This window comes from Micromonospora sp. NPDC047707, from assembly GCF_040704235.1.
Classification (GTDB): Bacteria; Actinomycetota; Actinomycetes; order Mycobacteriales; family Micromonosporaceae; genus Micromonospora.
Window position 1 is genome coordinate 288,227 of sequence record NZ_JBEYSU010000005.1, and the last position, 16,980, is coordinate 305,206.

General features: G+C 73.7%; 14 protein-coding genes. 8 read left to right on the top strand and 6 right to left on the bottom strand.

Going from position 1 to position 16,980, the window contains the following annotated elements:
* The first annotated feature begins 80 nt into the window (after positions 1–80).
* Positions 81–848 carry an imidazole glycerol phosphate synthase subunit HisF gene (gene hisF, locus AB0873_RS08385; protein WP_366598997.1) on the top strand — a complete coding sequence of 256 codons (768 nt, stop codon included), beginning with the start codon at positions 81–83 and terminating at the stop codon, positions 846–848.
* Between the two features lie 54 nt (positions 849–902).
* Here hisF and AB0873_RS08390 read toward each other — a convergent pair whose 3' ends face one another.
* Together AB0873_RS08390 and AB0873_RS08395 are read right to left on the bottom strand one after the other, a co-directional pair.
* On the bottom strand, positions 903–1,364 hold the full coding sequence (locus AB0873_RS08390) for a hypothetical protein (protein ID WP_366598998.1): 462 nt from the start codon (positions 1,362–1,364) through the stop codon (positions 903–905).
* Positions 1,365–1,514: 150 nt separating this feature from the next.
* Positions 1,515–2,168, bottom strand: a complete 654-nt coding sequence (locus tag AB0873_RS08395; protein WP_366598999.1) for a hypothetical protein — start codon at positions 2,166–2,168, stop codon at positions 1,515–1,517.
* A 58-nt stretch (positions 2,169–2,226) separates the two neighbouring features.
* Here AB0873_RS08395 and AB0873_RS08400 point away from each other — a divergent pair, with 58 nt between their 5' ends.
* Together AB0873_RS08400 and AB0873_RS08405 are read left to right on the top strand one after the other, a co-directional pair.
* A complete protein-coding gene (locus AB0873_RS08400; RefSeq protein ID WP_155331142.1) occupies positions 2,227–3,684 on the top strand; it encodes a PLP-dependent aminotransferase family protein in 1,458 nt (485 codons plus the stop codon).
* 105 nt (positions 3,685–3,789) lie between these two features.
* Positions 3,790–5,100, top strand: coding sequence for a low temperature requirement protein A (locus AB0873_RS08405; protein ID WP_366599000.1), 1,311 nt, complete (start codon positions 3,790–3,792; stop codon positions 5,098–5,100).
* Between the two features lie 63 nt (positions 5,101–5,163).
* On the opposite strand, the gene AB0873_RS08410 is transcribed toward AB0873_RS08405, so the two are convergent.
* The 3 genes from AB0873_RS08410 to AB0873_RS08420 all read right to left on the bottom strand — a co-directional run bounded on the left by AB0873_RS08410 (position 5,164) and on the right by AB0873_RS08420 (position 8,824).
* Positions 5,164–6,987 carry a long-chain fatty acid--CoA ligase gene (locus AB0873_RS08410; RefSeq protein WP_366599001.1) on the bottom strand — a complete coding sequence of 608 codons (1,824 nt, stop codon included), beginning with the start codon at positions 6,985–6,987 and terminating at the stop codon, positions 5,164–5,166.
* A gap of 139 nt (positions 6,988–7,126) precedes the next feature.
* Complete coding sequence (locus tag AB0873_RS08415; RefSeq protein WP_366599002.1) at positions 7,127–8,068, bottom strand: terpene synthase; 942 nt, start codon at positions 8,066–8,068, stop codon at positions 7,127–7,129.
* 126 nt (positions 8,069–8,194) lie between these two features.
* Positions 8,195–8,824, bottom strand: a complete 630-nt coding sequence (locus AB0873_RS08420; RefSeq protein WP_366599003.1) for a TIGR03085 family metal-binding protein — start codon at positions 8,822–8,824, stop codon at positions 8,195–8,197.
* Between the two features lie 187 nt (positions 8,825–9,011).
* On the opposite strand from AB0873_RS08420, the gene AB0873_RS08425 reads away from it, so the two are divergent.
* The 5 genes from AB0873_RS08425 (at position 9,012) to AB0873_RS08445 (ending at position 16,112) form a co-directional block, all read left to right on the top strand.
* The gene (locus AB0873_RS08425; protein WP_366599004.1) at positions 9,012–10,898 is read left to right on the top strand and encodes an ABC transporter ATP-binding protein; all 1,887 of its coding nucleotides are present in this window, start codon (positions 9,012–9,014) and stop codon (positions 10,896–10,898) included.
* Entirely contained in the window at positions 10,895–12,670 is a 1,776-nt protein-coding gene (locus AB0873_RS08430) for an ABC transporter ATP-binding protein (protein ID WP_366599005.1), read from the top strand. The genes AB0873_RS08425 and AB0873_RS08430 overlap by 4 nt, the downstream gene beginning before the upstream one ends.
* Before the next feature lie 65 nt (positions 12,671–12,735).
* On the top strand, positions 12,736–13,491 hold the full coding sequence (locus tag AB0873_RS08435; protein ID WP_366599006.1) for a DUF2470 domain-containing protein: 756 nt from the start codon (positions 12,736–12,738) through the stop codon (positions 13,489–13,491).
* A gap of 111 nt (positions 13,492–13,602) precedes the next feature.
* Positions 13,603–14,031, top strand: coding sequence for an SCP2 sterol-binding domain-containing protein (locus tag AB0873_RS08440; RefSeq protein ID WP_366599007.1), 429 nt, complete (start codon positions 13,603–13,605; stop codon positions 14,029–14,031).
* A complete protein-coding gene (locus AB0873_RS08445; protein ID WP_366599008.1) occupies positions 14,028–16,112 on the top strand; it encodes a glycogen debranching N-terminal domain-containing protein in 2,085 nt (694 codons plus the stop codon). Before AB0873_RS08440 ends, AB0873_RS08445 begins: the two co-directional genes overlap by 4 nt.
* Positions 16,113–16,185: 73 nt before the next feature.
* On the opposite strand, the gene AB0873_RS08450 is transcribed toward AB0873_RS08445, so the two are convergent.
* A complete protein-coding gene (locus AB0873_RS08450) occupies positions 16,186–16,782 on the bottom strand; it encodes a TetR family transcriptional regulator (RefSeq protein ID WP_366599009.1) in 597 nt (198 codons plus the stop codon).
* Positions 16,783–16,980 lie beyond the last annotated feature (198 nt).

The window sequence follows — 16,980 nt, forward strand, 5'->3', positions numbered from 1 at the left end:
CCTTGTTGACACCACGCACCCGCCGGTGGCCGGCCTCACAGGTCGGCCACCGGCGGACGTGCGTTGGATAGGCTCGCGGCATGACGGTGGCGGTACGGGTCATCCCCTGTCTGGACGTGGACGCCGGGCGGGTCGTCAAGGGCGTCAACTTCCTCGACCTGCGGGACGCCGGCGACCCGGTCGAGCTGGCCGCGGCGTACGACCGGGCCGGCGCCGACGAGTTGACCTTCCTCGACGTCACCGCCTCCGCCAGCGACCGCGGCACGATGCTGGACGTGGTCCGCCGCACGGCCGAGTCGGTCTTCATCCCGCTGACCGTCGGCGGTGGGGTGCGGCAGGTCGCGGACGTCGACACCCTCCTGCGCGCCGGCGCGGACAAGGTCGGCGTGAACACCGCCGCCATCGCCCGTCCGGAGCTGATCGCCGAGATCGCCGACCGCTTCGGCCGGCAGGTGCTGGTGCTCTCGCTCGACGTGCGCCGCGCTCCGGCCGGCACCACGCCCAGCGGGTTCGAGGTCACCACCCACGGCGGCCGGCGCGGCACCGGCATCGACGCCGTCGAGTGGGCGCGGCGGGGCGCCGAGCTGGGCGCGGGCGAGATCCTGCTCAACTCGATGGACGCCGACGGCACCAAGGCCGGCTTCGACCTCGACCTGATCCGGGCGGTACGGCAGGTGGTCGACGTTCCGGTCGTCGCGAGCGGCGGCGCGGGCGAGGTCGCCCACTTCCCGCCGGCGATCGGCGCCGGCGCGGACGCGGTGCTCGCCGCGAGCGTCTTCCACTTCGGCGAGCTGAGCGTCGCCCAGGTGAAGGACGCGCTGCGCGGGGCGGGCCACCCCGTCCGCTGACCGCGCCGTCGCGGTCCAACGCGCCATCTCGCGTACGCGGACCGCGGGCGCCCGTCAGTCCCGGTGAACGTGGTTCTCGGGAGAGCGGCGGGGTGCCGGGATCGACCGCACCACGTACTCCTGCACGGCCGCCGCGTGGTCGGCCTCGTCCAGGTGCCACTCCGCGTCGCCGGGCGTGTGGCGGCGGCTGAGCGCGCTCTGGACCGCGTCGACCGTGGTTGCCAGCCCGGCGTTCGGGCGGGTGCGCCAGAGGTGCTCGCCGTCGGGGGTGATGCGGAACCAACCGTCGGCGACGCTCACCAGCCCCGCGCCCGCCAGGCGGCGGACGGCCACCTCGACGTCGTGCCGTTCCGGGATCGACTGGTTGAGGTGGTCGGCGGTGGAGAGCACGTCGGCGAGGCGGACCCCTTCGGGTCGACGGCTCGACGCGGCCCGGCGGTGCCGGCCGGCACCACTCGCGATCACCAACGAGACGAAGATCCAGGCGTCGGTCCACCGCCAGCGGTTCTCCACCATGGCCAGATTCTGCCGGCCGCCCCGGGGAAAGGAAACACCCGACCCCCACCGGCCACCCGGCCGTCACCTTCTGATCACCCTGCGTGATCTTGCGTTCTTGGCCGCGTCGAACCGGTGCAACGGGGGCCCGGGAGTGCGTGACCGCGAGCTTCAGGGGGTGGCCGGGGTCGGGGTGGCGGTCGCCGGCGGGGGTGACGGGAGGGGAACCGTCACGCGGGGCAGGAAGAACTGGGTCAGCGGCCCGATCGTCAGCGCGTACGCCACCGTGCCGACGCCGACCGTGCCACCGAGCAGCCAGCCCAGCGCCAGCACGGTCACCTCGATGGCGGTGCGGACCAGCCGGATCGAGAAGCGGGGTCGGCGGGCGACGAACCCGGTCATCAGGCCGTCCCGCGGGCCGGGGCCGAGCCGCGCGCCGATGTAGAGCCCGGTGGCCGCGCCGTTGGCGACGATCCCGCTGGTCAGCAGGACCATCCGGGCGGTGAACGGCAGGTCCGGCGGCAGCAGCGGCAGCGTGGCGTCGACCACCAGGCCGATCACCACCACGTTGCTCACCGTGCCGACGCCCGGCCGCTGCCGCAGCGGGATCCACAGCAGCAGCACGAGCGCGCCGATCGCGATGGTCACCGTGCCGAAGGAGAGCCCGGTCCGCTCCGAGATGCCCTGGTGGAAGACGTCCCACGGATCCAGGCCGAGGCCGGAGCGGATCATCAGGGCCATGCTCACGCCGTAGAGGACGAGCCCGGCGTAGAGCTGGGCCAGCCGTCGTGCCGGCCGGTACCGGAGATTGCCAATCGCAGCCACGCATGCCACCCTAGGTGCCAATTGCGGAGAGAGAAGAGCCAATATCGCGGGAGTGGCTATGACCAGTCAGGTACGCGGCGTCCAATTGGCCCGGTTGCTCGGCCAGTGGCACGCGTTGCCGGGCCGCCGGCGCAGCCCCGACTACGCGGCGCTGGCCGCCGCCGTCCGTGGGCTGCTCGCCGACGGCCGGCTGCCGCTGGGCGTACGCCTGCCCGCCGAACGCGAGCTCGCCGAGGCCCTGCGGATCAGCCGCACCACGGTGACCGCCGCCTACCGGGAACTGCGGGAGAGCGGCCACCTGGCCAGCCGGCGCGGCGCCGGCAGCTGGACCATGCTCCCCGGCAACCACCGGATGGCCGGCACCGGCCTGTGGACCCCCCTCGACGACCGCGACATGATCGACCTCGGGGTCGCCGCGCTCGCCGCCCCGCCCGAGTTGCTGCCCGCCGCCCGCGCCGCCACCGAGGACCTCCCGTGCTACCTGGGCGGCGCCGGCTACCACCCGACCGGCATCATCGAGCTGCGGGAGGCGATCGCCCACGCGTACGCCCAGCGGGGCCTGCCCACCTCGCCCGACCAGATCATGGTCACCAGCGGCACCCAGCACGCCCTGGACCTGGTCCTCCGGCTCGCGCACAGCCCCGGCGGCAGCGTCCTGGTCGAGGCGCCCAGCTACCCGAACGCGCTCGCCGCCCTCGCCGCCCGGCGGGCGCGGATCACCACCCACGGCCTCGCCCTCGACGAGCCCGGCTGGGACGCCGACCTGCTCCTCGGCACACTGCGGCAGGGCCGGCCCAAGCTCGCCTACCTGATCCCCGACTTCCAGAACCCGACCGGCCACCTGATGCCGGCGCCGCTGCGGGAGCGGCTGGTCGCCACCGCGCACGCCGTCGGCACCGACCTGATCATCGACGAGTCCTTCGTGGACCTGCCACTGGACGGCACGGTGGTGCCGCCGCCGACGGCGAGCTTCGACCGGCACTCCCGGGTCGTCACGGTGGGCGGGATGAGCAAGCCGTTCTGGGGTGGCCTCCGCATCGGCTGGATCCGGGCGTCCGCCCCGCAGGTGCAGCGCCTCGCCGCCGCCCGGGTCGGGGTCGACATGGCGAGCCCGGTGCTGGACCAGTTGGTCGCCGTCCACCTGCTCGCCCAGGCCCCGGCGATCGTGGCGGCCCGCCAGGCGCAGCTCACCGCGCAGCGCGACGCGCTGCTCGACGCCCTCGCCGAGCGCCTGCCGGACTGGCGGGTGACCGTGCCGCACGGCGGTGTCACCCTCTGGGCCGAACTCGACGGGCCGATCTCCAGCGCCCTCGCCCGGGCCGCCGAGGAGGTCGGCGTACGCCTGGCGCCCGGCCCCCGGTTCGGCCTGGACGGCACGCTGGAGCGCTTCCTCCGGCTGCCGTTCACCCTGCCCGTCGCGGACCTGGTGGAGGCGGTCGGCCGGATCGCCGCCGTCCGGTACGACCTGGACCGCGCCGGCCGTCCGCAGTGGCGGGAGCCGACGGTCATCGCGTGAGGCCGCCCCGGTGCGACGCACACCGGTGGGCACCGGGGGCTTCGCGGCGGTCGCTGGTCGGTCAATCCTGCCTGCCCGCAGCGCCCCGGCTGACAGACTACGCAGGTGGAGAGCGTTCGGGGGACGCCATGGCCGCGCGGCGTCCAGCCCAGCGCGCCGGGCTCCCGGACCACCCGCCTGGAGCTCTTCTACGACCTGGTGTTCGTCTTCGCCTTCCTCAACGTCACCACGGCCGTTGCCGGCAACCCGACCCTGCGCGGCCTGGTGCAGGGCCTGCTGGTGCTGGCCCTGCTGTGGTGGGCCTGGACCGGCTTCGCGGTGCTGGGCAACCTCGTCCGTACGGATCAGGGCGTCGTCCCGTTCGTCGGGTTCGCGGCCACGGCCACGGCCTTCGTGTTCGCTCTCGCGATGCCGAAGGCGTTCCGGGACCTGCCCGGCGGCCTGCCCGGGCCACTGGTGTTCGCGGTCTGCTACTTCGTGATCCGGATAAGCCAGGTGGCGGTCTTCGGCTGGATGGTCCGGCAGGAGCGCTCGCGGTTACGTCGGTTTCTGCCGGTGGTGCCGGTGCTGGCGGCCACCGGATTCCTCCTCATCGCCGCGGTGCTGCCGCAGCGGTTCGCCGAGGACCGCGTCGAGCAGGTCGTCCGGCTCGCGCTCTGGTTCGCCGCCATCGGCGTCGAGTACGGGTCGGGACTGGTCCTGCCCGGCACCGGCTGGACTGTGCTGTCCGCCGGGCACTGGGCGGAGCGGCACGCGTTGATCGTCCTGGTGGCCCTCGGCGAGACGATCATCGCCCTCGGGATCGGACCTGGCTTCACCGCCGGACTGCCGTTGAGCTGGCCGATCATCATCGCGGCGCTGCTCGGCATCGCCGTGGTGGCCGCCCTGTGGTGGGCGTACTTCGACACGCTGGCGCTGGCCTCCGAGCAGACGCTGCACCGGGCGCGGGTTCCCAGAGTCCGCGCCGCTCTTGCCCGGGACGCGTACACCTACCTGCACACGGTGCTGGTGGCGGGGATCATCCTGCTCGCGCTGGGCCTCAAGGGCCTGTTGGAGGAGGGCGCCGATCCGTCCACGCCGACCTGGGGGCTGCCGCTGCCCGGCCTGGACCTGCTGGCGCTCTACGGCGGCGTCGCGCTCTACCTGCTCGGCCTGGTCGCACTCGGCCTCCGGGTGCTGGGGACCGTGCGCTGGCCGTCGGTGACGGCGGTGGTGCTGCTTGCCGTCCTGGTGCCGCTGGCCGCCCCATTGGGGGAGATGCTCGCTGTCTCCGTGCTCGCCCTGGCCACCGTGGTGCTGGTCGCCGTGCAGACCGTCGTCGACGCGCCGCTGCGGCGAAACGTGCGGGAGGTGGCGCTCCGGGAGCAGGTGACGGCGGAGGCCGACCAGACCGCCTGGCGGGGCCGCCACCTGTGAGCCGGCCCGGTACGGCGGCGGCCCCGCACCCCGGTCGGGGTGCGGGGCCGCCGGTCGGACCGGTCAGAGCTCGGCGAGCGTGCCCTCGTACATCCGGTCGATCTCCGCGGCGAAGTTCTTCTCCACGCCCCGCCGCTTGATCTTCAGCGACGGGGTGATCTCGCCGTCCTCGATGGTGAGGTCGCGGGGCAGGATGGTGGCCTTCTTGATCGTCTCCCACCGGTTCAGCTTGTTGTTGAGCTGCGCGACGTACTCGTCGAGCATGGCCTGCGCCTCCGGCGAGGCGACGATCTCGGCGTAGCTGCGGCCCTCCAGCGGCGTGCCGGCCGCCCAGCCCTTGATCGCGTCCGGGTCGAGGGTGACCAGCATGGTGCAGTAGTTGCGGGCCTGCCCGATCACCACCGCCTGCGAAGTGTACGGGCAGGTCGCCTTGAACATGCCCTCGATGTGCGACGGGGCGATGTACTTGCCGCCGGACGTCTTCACCAGGTCCTTCTTGCGGTCGGTGATCCGCAGGTAGCCCTTCTCGTCCAGCGTGCCGATGTCGCCGGTGCGGAAGTACCCGTCCTCGGTGAACGCGGCGGCGGTCTCCTCGGGCAGGTTGTGGTAGCCGCGCATCACCGGCCGACCCTTAATCAGGATCTCGCCGTCGGTGTCGATCCGGCACTCGAGGTCGCCCATCGCCTTGCCGACGCTGCCGATCTGGAGCCCGTCCGGCGGGTTGACGAAGTTGCCGGCGCTGGTCTCGGTGAGGCCGTAGCCCTCGGAGATCGGCAGGTTGGCGGCGGCGAAGAAGGTGGCGATCTCGGGGCTGAGCGGCGCCGCGCCCGAGACGAGCACCCGGATCCGGCCGCCCAGGCGGGCCTGGAGCTTGCTGAACACCAGCTTCTCGGCCACCGCGTACTTCAGCTTCAGCCCGCCCGGGACCGGCTTGCCGGCCTGCTCCAGGGCGACCTTCTCCTTGCCGACCCGGACGCCCCAGGCGAAGATCTTGGCCTTCGCGCCGCCGGCGTCCTGGGCCGTGGTGACCGCCTTGTTGTAGACCTTCTCGAAGATGCGCGGGGCGCCGCACATCAGCGTCGGCTTGACCACCGCTAGCAGCTCGACGAGCTTGTCCACCCGGCCGTCGACGTACGTCGGCAGGCCGACGTGGGTCGCCCCGCAGAGCAGCGTCTTGCCGAACGAGTGGGACAGCGGCAGCCACAGGTACTGCAGGTCGTCCTCGCGCAGCAGACCCAGCTCGGCCTGTGCCACGCCTTCCCAGCACCAGCCGCCGTGCAGCAGCTCGACGCCCTTCGGGCGACCGGTGGTGCCGGAGGTGTAGATGAGGGTGGCCAGGTGGTCCGGACCGATGCCGGCGACCAGCATGTCGATCAGGTCGGGCTCGGCGGCGAGGGCGCGGGCGCCCTGCTCCTCGAGCTCGGCCAGGGTGAGCTGCGGTACGGCCGCGGCCGGGTCCGCCGCGCCGTCGAAGAGCACGACGTGGGTGAGCCTCGGCAGCTCCGCGCCGGCGATCTTCGCGGCCTGGGCCGGGTTCTCGGCGAACAACACCCGGGAGCCGGAGTCGGCGATGATGTAGGTCGCGTCCTCCGGTTCGGTGGTGGGGTAGACGGTGGTGGTCGCGCCGCCGGCACACATGATGCCGAAATCGGCGAGCACCCACTCGAGCCGGGTGTTCGCCAGGATCGCCACCGGATCCTCCTGACCGACGCCCAGGCCGTGCAGCCCGGCGGCGATCGCCTTGGCGCGGTGGGCAACCTGCTCCCAGGTCAGCCAGACCGGGGAGTCGTCCGGGCCCGGGTGACCGAAAGCACGGCGGTCGGGACTCGCCGCGACGCGCTTGAGAAACATGTCAGGGATGGAACGGTACGGTACATCGAGAGCCATCGCTGTAGCCGCCTTCGGGGGTGGTGGCGTGACGGTCGTCACGCCAATGTGCGTTACCGAAGAGTATTGCCTGCCCCCGGGCCTCGGCTAGCCCTGCCCGCGGGAGCGTCCCACGTCCCACCTAATGGAACCCTGCCGGTCAGGCGTACCGGGCCGCCGTCCGCGACCAGTCGTAGGTGGCGCGGATCCAGGCGCGGCGGTTGCGCAGGACCGTCCGCAGCACGTCGTCCCCGGTCGCCCAGAGCGCCGAGTCCGCCGCCAGGTACGCCGCCAGCGCCCCGTTGAACCGGTCGGCCGCGGCCCGCAGCGCCACCGCCTCGTCGCCGCCGGACCCCTCGACCAGCACGGTCACCAGGTTGTGCGCGTCCCGGGTGTCGCGGGTCTCCTTGCCGTACGAGAAGAGGTCGTTGCACCAGCAGACCAGGTCGGCGGCGAGCAGGTCGAGGGCGACCAGCGCCGGATCGGCGCGCCGCCCCGGCCCCGGCAGCCCGCCGGCGGCGAGGTCGGTCAGCGTGAAGCTCGGCTGCACCGCGCCGGTGTGCCGGCGCATCTGCACGTACTCGTCGAGCAGGGGCACCCGGCCGTGTTCCCGGTTGGCCGCCTCCCACAGCAGGGCGAGCAGGTAGTCGCGGACCTGGCTGGTGAACCGCAGCAGCAGGCCGGGTGGGCCGAGCTGCCGGACCCGCCGGCAGAGGTCGTCCAGCGCGTCGCCCAGCGGGCCGGCGCCGGTCGGCTGCGCCGCCCCCGGGTCACCCTGCCGGTCCAGCACGTCGAGCAGCACCGCGACGGTCGGGGCCAGGCGGGTGGGCGACGCACCCAGACCGTCCTCGTCGCAGGCGTCGTCCATGACGAACAACCAGGTGATCAGGTCGGCCAGCAGGCGGACGCGTTCGACGGGGCCACCGGGACAGGCGCGCCCGGCGAGGCCGGCGGCGTCCGCCCGGCGGAGCCGGTGCCCGCTAGTGATCAGTCCGAAGCGTTGCGCCCAGGCGATGCTCTCCCCGCCCAGCCGCGCCGTCTCGACGTGCGGTCCGGCAGGGAAGGGCGGCTCATGAAGCGCCGAGACCGCGAAGGTCCGCATGGTGCTCCCCCTGTCGCGCCGCCCCGGGGCGGGCGGCGCGGCACAGCGTACGGGAGGACGGGATCGGCCGCGATCAGTGGGGCGAAGGTGTCCCGAAGTGTCGCGTGACCGTTTGAGCACACTCCGTTACATGCCCAGCCGGGCGGCCCGCAGCCGGTCGGCGACGGGCGTCGGCCCGTCGACCTGCACCCGCGCCGCGCGCTGCCGACCGGTCAGGAAGAGCACCAGTTCGCCGGGCGCGCCCACCACCCGGACCGGTTCCCCGCCCCGGCCGACCGACAGCCCCCCGTGCCCGGGCGCCTGGACGAACACGTCGGCCGGGAAGCGGCGCAGCGCCACCCGGGCCAGCGGGGCGGCGCGCTTCCACAGCGCCCGGTGCAGCGCGACCGGCAGGTCGCGGGGCAGCCAGTCCGGCCGGGCGCGGCGGATGTCCTCGTGATGGACGAAGAACTCGAGGGTGTTGGCCAGCTCGTCGGTCACCGGATTGCTGACCGGGCTCCACGCCGGCGGACGGCGCACCTGGTCGACCAGTTGGGGCCACGGCCGGGCGGCGATGCGGCGGCGGACCCGCTCCGCGTACCCCCGCAGCGGCGGGAGCAGGATGCCGCCGGCGGCGTCCGGGCGCCGCTCCCGCAGCACCAGGTGGGCGGCGAGGTCCCGCGTGTTCCAGCCCTCGTTGAGCGTCGGTGCGTCCGGTCCGAGCGTCTGCAGGAGATCGGCGAGCGCCTCGCGCTCCGATCGGGCGTGCCGCGGCATGGCATCGATGGTAGGCCCCGGTCCGCCGCGCGGCAGAACCCCGGACCCGCGGCGGCGGTGGCCGGTGCGCGCCGGCCGTCCGGGCCCGGCCGGAGGGGTGACGGCCGACATGCCCGCCCGGGTCGGCGGAGCTGGCCCCGACACGTAAGGATGGGAGAGATAATTGCGGCTTACGGCGGGGGAGAGCGTGGCGAGCGGGACGAGTCGGGACGTGCTCTGGCGGGGACTGGCCGTCCTCGGCCGGGCGATCCGGGAACAGCCGCGGATCTTCGCGGTCGCCGTGACCGGCAGCGTGCTCTTCGGGCTGATGATCATCGCCAGCGCGTACGTGGTCGGCGCGGTGGTCGGCGACGTGGTGGTGCCGGCGATCGCGGACGGCTCGGTGGAGGTCGGCGCGCTCGCCCTGGCCGCCGCCGCGCTGTTCGGCATCAGCGTGCTGCGGGTGGTCGGCATCTTCGGCCGGCGGCTCGGCGCCGGGTACATGCAGTTCCGCCTCCAGGCCGCCTACCGCCGCCGGGTCACCCGGCGCTACCTCGACCTGCCGCTGTCCTGGCACCACCGCAACGCCACCGGCACCCTGCTCTCCAACGCCAACTCCGACGTCGAGGCCGCGTGGTACCCCATCGCGCCCCTGCCGTTCGCCGTCGGCACGCTGGTGATGCTGGTCGGCGCGGTGGTGTCGCTGTTCGTGACCGACTGGGCCCTCGCCCTGGTCGGTCTCGCCGTCTTCCCGGCGCTCTTCGCGCTCAACGTCGTCTACTCCCGCCGGATGGCCCCCCGCCAGGCCCGGGCGCAGCGGCTGCGGGCCGAGGTGAGCGGCATCGCCCACGAGAGCTTCGACGGCGCGCTGGTGGTCAAGACCATGGGGCGCGAGGCGCAGGAGACCGACCGGTTCGGCGCCCGCGCCGGCGAGCTGCGGGACGCGCTGGTGTCGGTCGGGCGGTTGCGCGGCGTCTTCGACCCGATGCTGGAGACCCTGCCGAGCCTCGGCACGCTCGCGGTGCTCGTGGTCGGCGCCTTCCGGCTGCGGCAGGGCGCGATCAACGTCGCCGAGCTGGTCAGCGTGGCGTTCCTGTTCACCGTGCTGGCGTTCCCGGTGCGCGCCATCGGCTGGGTGCTGGCCGAGCTGCCGCGCAGCGTCGCCGGCTGGGACCGGGTCCGGCGGGTGCTCGACGCGAGCGGCGAGATGCCGTACGGCGACCGTGTCCTCGACCCCGCCGACCCCCGGCCGGCCACCCTCACCTTCACCGACGTCCACTTCGCGTACGAACCGGTCGAGGCGCACCTGCCCGGCGCGGAGGTGCTCGGCGAGGTCGGCTTCACGGTGCCGGCCGGGAAGACGGTCGCCCTCGTCGGGCCGACCGGCGCCGGCAAGTCCACCGTCGCCTCACTCGCCGTCCGGCTGGTCGACCCGCGCACCGGCACCGTCGCGATCGACGGGGTGGACGTGCGGGACCTCACCGCCGACTCCCTCGCCGGCACCGCCGCGCTCGTCGCGCAGGTGCCGTTCGTCTTCGACGACACCGTCCGCGCGAACATCACCCTCGACCGGCCGGGCATCGGCGACGACGACGTCTGGGCGGCGCTGCGGCTGGCGGAGGCGGACGGCTTCGTCGCCGCCCTCCCCGACGGGCTGGACACCCGGGTGGGTGAGCGGGGCACCTCGCTCTCCGGCGGCCAGCGGCAGCGGCTCACCCTGGCCCGCGCCCTGGCCGGCCGGCCGCGCCTGCTCGTGCTCGACGACGCTACCAGCGCGGTCGATCCCCGGGTGGAGGCCGCGATCCTGGCCGGGCTGCGCTCGCCGGCCGGCGACCCGGGTGCGGCGGCCGCGTCGATCCTCGTGGTCGCGTACCGGCGGGCGACCATCGCGCTCGCCGACGAGGTGATCTACCTGGAGCAGGGCCGGGTGGTCGCCCGGGGCACGCACACCGAGCTGCTCGCCACCGTCCCCGGCTACGCCGACCTGGTCACCGCGTACGAGCAGGCCGAGGTCGAGCAGGCCGAGCAGCGCACGTACGACGACGAGGTCACGCCACCGTTGGCGTCCGGCCTGGAGATGGAGGTGGACCGGTGACGGTCCCGGAGGCGCCGGAGGCGACCGAGACGACCTGGCGGACGCTGCGGCGCGGCCTGGCGCTCTCCCCGGAGCTGCGGGTCGGGCTGGCCGGCACGCTCGGCCTGGCGCTGGTCTACATGGTCGGCCGGGCGGCCGTGCCGGTGGCGGTGCAGCAGGGCATCGACAACGGCATCGCCGGCGGCCTCGAGCTGGGCGTGGTGTGGACGGTCGTGACCGTCACGGCGGCGGTGCTCGTCGTCACCACCACCTGCGGCTACCTGATGATGCGGCGGCTGTTCACGGTCAGCGAGTCGGCGCTGGCCAACGTGCGGGTCCGCGCCTTCCGGCACGTGCACGACCTGTCGATGCTGCACCAGCAGTCCGAGCGGCGCGGCTCGCTGGTGTCCCGGGTGACCAGCGACGTCGACCAGATCACCCAGTTCCTCCAGTGGGGCGGCGTGATCCTGCTGGTCAACCTCGGCCAGCTGGTGGTGACCACGGCCGTCATGCTCGCGTACTCCTGGCAGTTGACCCTGGTGGTGTTCGCCGCGTTCGGCCCGGCGGTCTTCGTGATCCGGCGCGTCCAGCAGCGCCTCGCCGGGGCGTACGGGGTGGTGCGGCAGCGCACCGGCACGCTGCTCGGCGCGATCGCCGAGAGCGTGGTCGGAGCGCCGGTGATCCGGGCGTACGGGATCGCCGGGCGGACCGCGCGGCGGCTGGACGAGGCGATCGACAACCAGCGCCGGGCCCAGCAGCGGGCCATCCGGATCAGCATCCTGGGCAGCTCGGTCGGCGAGGTCGCGGCCGGTGTGGCCCTCGCCGGTGTCGTGCTGCTCGGGGTGCTGCTCGGCGCCGACCGCACGCTGAGCATCGGCGAGGTGACCGCGTTCCTGTTCCTGGTCACGCTCTTCATCCAGCCGGTGCAGATCGCCACCGAGGTGCTCAACGAGGCGCAGAACGCGATCGCCGGCTGGCGCCGGGTGCTCGACGTGCTGGACGTCGCGCCGGACGTCGCGGACCCGGGCGAGCAGGGGCGGGAGCTGCCGCCGGGCCCGCTGGACATCCGGTTCGCCGGGGTGGGGTTCGCCTATCCGGGCGGTGCGCCGGTGCTGCACGACATCGACGTGGACATTCCGGCGAAGAGCCGGGTGGCGGTGGTCGGCGAGACCGGCAGCGGCAAGACCACGTTCGCGAAGCTGCTCACCCGCCTGATGGATCCGACCGAGGGGGACGTGCTGCTGTCCGGGGTCCCGCTGCGGGAGGTGCGGTTCGCCTCCCTGCGCTCGCGGGTGGTGATGGTGCCGCAGGACGGGTTCCTGTTCGACGCCACCGTCGCGGAGAACGTCCGGTTCGCCCGTCCCGACCTGACCGACGACGAGCTGGCCGCCGCCTTCACCGAGCTGGGGCTGGCGGACTGGCTGGACGGGCTGCCGGCCGGCCTGCACACGCCGGTGGGGGAGCGCGGCGAGGCGCTCAGCGTCGGCGAGCGGCAGCTGGTCGCGCTGGCCCGGGCGTACGTCGCCGACCCGGACCTGCTGGTGCTCGACGAGGCGACCAGCGCGGTCGACCCGGCCACCGAGGTGCGGCTGCAACGCACCCTGGACGCGGTGACCCGGGGCCGGACGACGCTCGCCATCGCGCACCGGCTCTCCACGGCGCAGGCCGCCGACGAGGTGATCGTGGTGGACCGGGGCCGGATCGTGCAGCGTGGCCCGCACGAGGAGCTGGTCCGCGACCCCGAGTCGGTGTACGGGCTGCTCTACGCCTCCTGGCTCGAACAGACCAGGTAGACGCGGCGGTGCCGGTGCTCTACGCTCCGAGTTAGGTGAGCCTAACCTACTGAGGAGGTCGTGCCATGCGGCCCAGTCCCGCGGAGATCGTCCGTACCCTCGTCGCGGGCCGGCTGCCCGGCCTCGTCCACGTGGCGCACCGTCCGGGCCCGCACCACGTCCGGCACGTCACCGACCCCGACGGCCGGGTGCTGCTGCTGGTGCCGGTCGTCAGCGACCTCGCCGCCGCGCTGCGGCCCACCGCCGGCGGCTCCGACGTGGCCATCGTGCTGGACGTGCTCGACCTGCCCCCGGCGGCCGGCGCGCCGGCGCTCGGCCGCGCCTGGGTCTCCGGCTGGGCCGAGCAGCTGCACGGCGCCGGGGCGCGGGCGGCGGCGGTGGACTTCGCCGCCGTCGACGCCACCGGTGACCTGCTCGACGTCGGCACCCGGTTCCGGCTGTTCCGCTTCGAGGTGGTCGAGGCCCGCTGGGAACGCGCCGGCTCCGTCCGGCGGGTCGACCCCGAGGCGTACGCCGAGGCCGAGCCGGATCCGCTGCACCCGGTCGAGGCGGCGCTGCTGGCCGACCTCGCCGACCACCACACCGAGCAGCTGTCGGCGTACCTGCGCCGGCAGCTCGGCCTGGTCGACGGCGGTGCCGACGCGGGGCCGCGGGTGGTGCGCCTGGACCGGTACGGGCTGCTCGTCGCGTACGGCCGGCCGGGCGCGCCGCGCCGGGCCCGGCTCGCCTTCCCCCGGCCGGTGGCCGACCACGCCGAACTGGCCCGGCTGCTGCACCCGATGCTCTGCCCGCACGTCGGCGCCGGAGAGGGACGCCGGTAGGTTCCGCCGCCGCGCGATCACGCTGCCGGCGACGGTCCGCAACGGTCCGCGAAACCACCCCGAGACCGTCGGCGCCTGCCTAGACTGCGGTGAGCTGCGTGGGGGGAATGTATGGGTGGGGCCGTCGAGGCGTTCTTCCTCGGGCTGGGGCAACGCGGTCGTGCGGATCTGCCGCCACGGATCCGGGGAAGCATCCGGGTGGACCTTGTCGACGGCGGTCACACCGATCACTGGTACGTGGACATGACCGCCGAGGACGCGGTCGTCGTCACCCGGGAGGCGAAGCCCGCCGACACGGTCATGACGACCACGCACGAGCTCTTCGAGCGGTTGATCCGCGGTGACACGCCGTTGATCGCCGCGCTGTTCCGCAACGAGGCGACGTCCGCCGGTGACCCCCGTCTGGTCCTGACGTTCCGGCGGTTCTTCCCCGCGCCGTCCGGCACGCTCGATCCACGGGAGGTGGCCCGGCGGCAGGCCCTGCACGGGCCCGTGTGGCGGGAGCGGCTGCGGAAGACGGCCCCGGTGACGCCGGGATGAGGAAATCGATCAGCATCCTGGACGGCAACACCTTCCTCGTCTGCGACGAGCGGGGCGACGTCGACCCGTCGCCCAGTGTGCCGACCGGCCTGTTCTCCTACGACACGCGCTTCCTGTCCACCTGGCGGCTGAGGCTGGACGGGGAGCGCCTGCACGCGCTGTCGGTCGACGACATCCGGTACTTCGAGACCCGGTTCTTCCTCGTGCCCGGGGAACCCACCCACTATGTCGACGCGAAGGTGTCGGTGATCCGCAACCGGATGATCGGCGGCAGCTTCGTCGAGGACCTCGCTGTCCTCAACCACGGCGACCGCGAGGTGGACGTGACGGTGCGGGTGGACATGGGCAGCGACTTCGCCGACATCTTCGAGGTCAAGAACCCGCAGCCGAAGAAGGCGCCGGTGTCGGCGATCGTGGAGGAGGGGCAGCTCCGGCTGCGCTACCGGCGCGACCGGTTCCACCGGGAAACCGTGATCTCCACCGACGCCGCCGCGCTCATCGATCCCGGTGGGATGACCTTCCAGGTCCGGGTCCCGCCGCAGGGGGAGTGGCAGACACGGCTGCAGGTGCGAACCCTCGTGCTCGGTGCGCAGGAACGGGATTTCCGGGACACCGTGAAGTTGCGGCACGCCCGCTCCCGTGACGAGCTGGACGAGGAGCTGCGCCGGTGGACGTCCGCGGCGCCGCGACTCTGCAGCGACAACCCGTCGATCATGTCGACCTACCGGCGGAGCCTGGTGGACCTGGCGGCGCTGCGGTACACGTCGATCACCATGGCCGCGCAGCTGGTCGCCGCCGGCCTGCCGTGGTTCATGACCGTGTTCGGCCGCGACAGCATCTTCACCTGCCTGCAGGCCCTGCCGTTCACCCCGCAGCTCGTGCCGGCCACCCTCGGCACCCTCGTCTACGCGCAGGGCACCCGGGTCGACGACTTCTCCGACGAGGAACCGGGCAAGATCCTGCACGAGCTGCGCTACGGCGAGTCGGCGGGCTTCGAGGAGCAGCCGCACTCCCCGTACTACGGGTCCGCCGACAGCACCCCGTTGTTCGTGATCCTGCTCGACGAGTACGAACGCTGGACCGGGGACGCGACTCTGGTGCGGGCGTACGAGTTCGAGGCCCGCGCCGCGCTGCGGTGGATCGACACCTACGGTGACCTCCTCGACACCGGATATCTCTGGTACCAGACCCGCAACCCCGCGACCGGGCTGCCCAACCAGTGCTGGAAGGACTCCCCTGACTCGGTGTCCTATCGCGACGGCCGCCTGCCCGGCTTCCCCCGGGCGACCTGTGAACTGCAGGGCTACGCCTACGACGCGAAGATGCGTGGCGCTCGCCTGGCCCGCCTGTTCTGGAACGACCCGGCCTACGCGGACCGCCTGGAACGCGAGGCCGCCGACCTCAAGGCCCGGTTCAACGAGGAGTTCTGGATCGCCGACGGGGAGTACTACGCCCTCGCCCTCGACGCCGACGGCGGTCAGGTCGACGCGCTGTCGTCCAACATCGGGCACCTGTTGTGGAGCGGCATCGTCGACGAGTCCCGCGCCGGCCGGGTGGCCGAACTCCTGCTCAGCCCGCGGCTCTTCTCCGGCTGGGGGGTGCGGACCCTCGCCACCGACAGCGCCCGGTACAACCCGCTCGGCTACCACGTCGGCACGGTCTGGCCGTTCGACAACTCCATCATCGCCTGGGGCCTGTGGCGGTACGGCTTCCGCCGCGAGGCCGCCACCATCTGTCAGGGCATCCTCGACGCCGCCGAGCACTTCCACGGCCGGCTGCCCGAGGCGTTCGCCGGCTACCCGCGAACCCGCACCACGTACCCGGTCGAGTACCCCACCGCCTGCAGCCCACAGGCCTGGTCGACGGGGGCCCCGCTGCTGCTGTTACGCGTCCTGCTCGGCCTCGACCCGCACGGCGAACACCTCATCGTCGACCCGGAGTTGCCCACCGGCATCGGGCGTATCGAGCTGCTGAACATCCCCGGCCGCTGGGGCAGGATGGACGCCTTCGGCCGCAGCCACACCCCCGAGGAGGAGGAGCTGGAGGGGACCCCCTTCCCGGCGCGCCCGTCGGCGCTCTAGGACGGCGGCCGACGCCGAGCCCCCGCCCCGGACCGCCGGCGGCAGGTCCCGGTGACCGGGGCCCGGTCCCGACTCAGGCCGGCAGGTCGCCGGTGAGGTAGCGCTGCACCGTCGGGCCGATGGCGGCGACCAGCGTCTCCGGCGCCGCGGAGGCGACAGGTTCCAGCCGGACCACGTACCGCATCATCGCCAACCCGACCAGCTGGCTGGCCACCAGTGAGCCGCGCAGCGGCAGCTCCGCCGGGTCGATGTCGAGGTGGTCGAGGACCCGGCGGAGCACCTGGGTGGTCAGGAACTCCCGCACCAGCCGGGCGGTCCACTCGTTGCTGACCGCCGAGCGCAGCAGCGCGAGCCCGGCCGCGCCGGCCGGCGAGTCCCAGACGCCGAGGAAGGTGCGCACCAGTCGCTCGCCGACGCGCTCGCGGTCGCCGGCGAGCACCCTCGGCAGCACCTCCCGGGGGTCGACCGGCGCCTCCATCGCGGCCAGGAAGAGCTGGTCCTTGCTGCCGAAGTAGTGGTGCACGAGCGCCGGGTCGACCTGCGCGGCGGCGGCGATGGCCCGGATCGAGGTCGCGTCGAACCCCCGGTCGGCGAACGCGGCGCGCGCCGCCGCCAGGATCGCCGCCCGGGTGTCCGGGTTGCCGGGTCGCCGTCCGGTCCGCCGCCTCATCGCCGCCCTTCGCTCGTTCCATCCCGTCGCCGCCGGGCAGCGCCGCCGCCGGGCAGCGCCGCCGCCGGGCAGCGTCGCCGCCGGGCAGCGTCGCCGCCGTGTCCGGCCGTGGGGGGCGGGGCGGGGGGGGGGCCCCCGGCCGCCCCCCCGGGGGGGGGGCAGCGCCCCGCAGAGAAACACCAAAAGGAACACAGAACA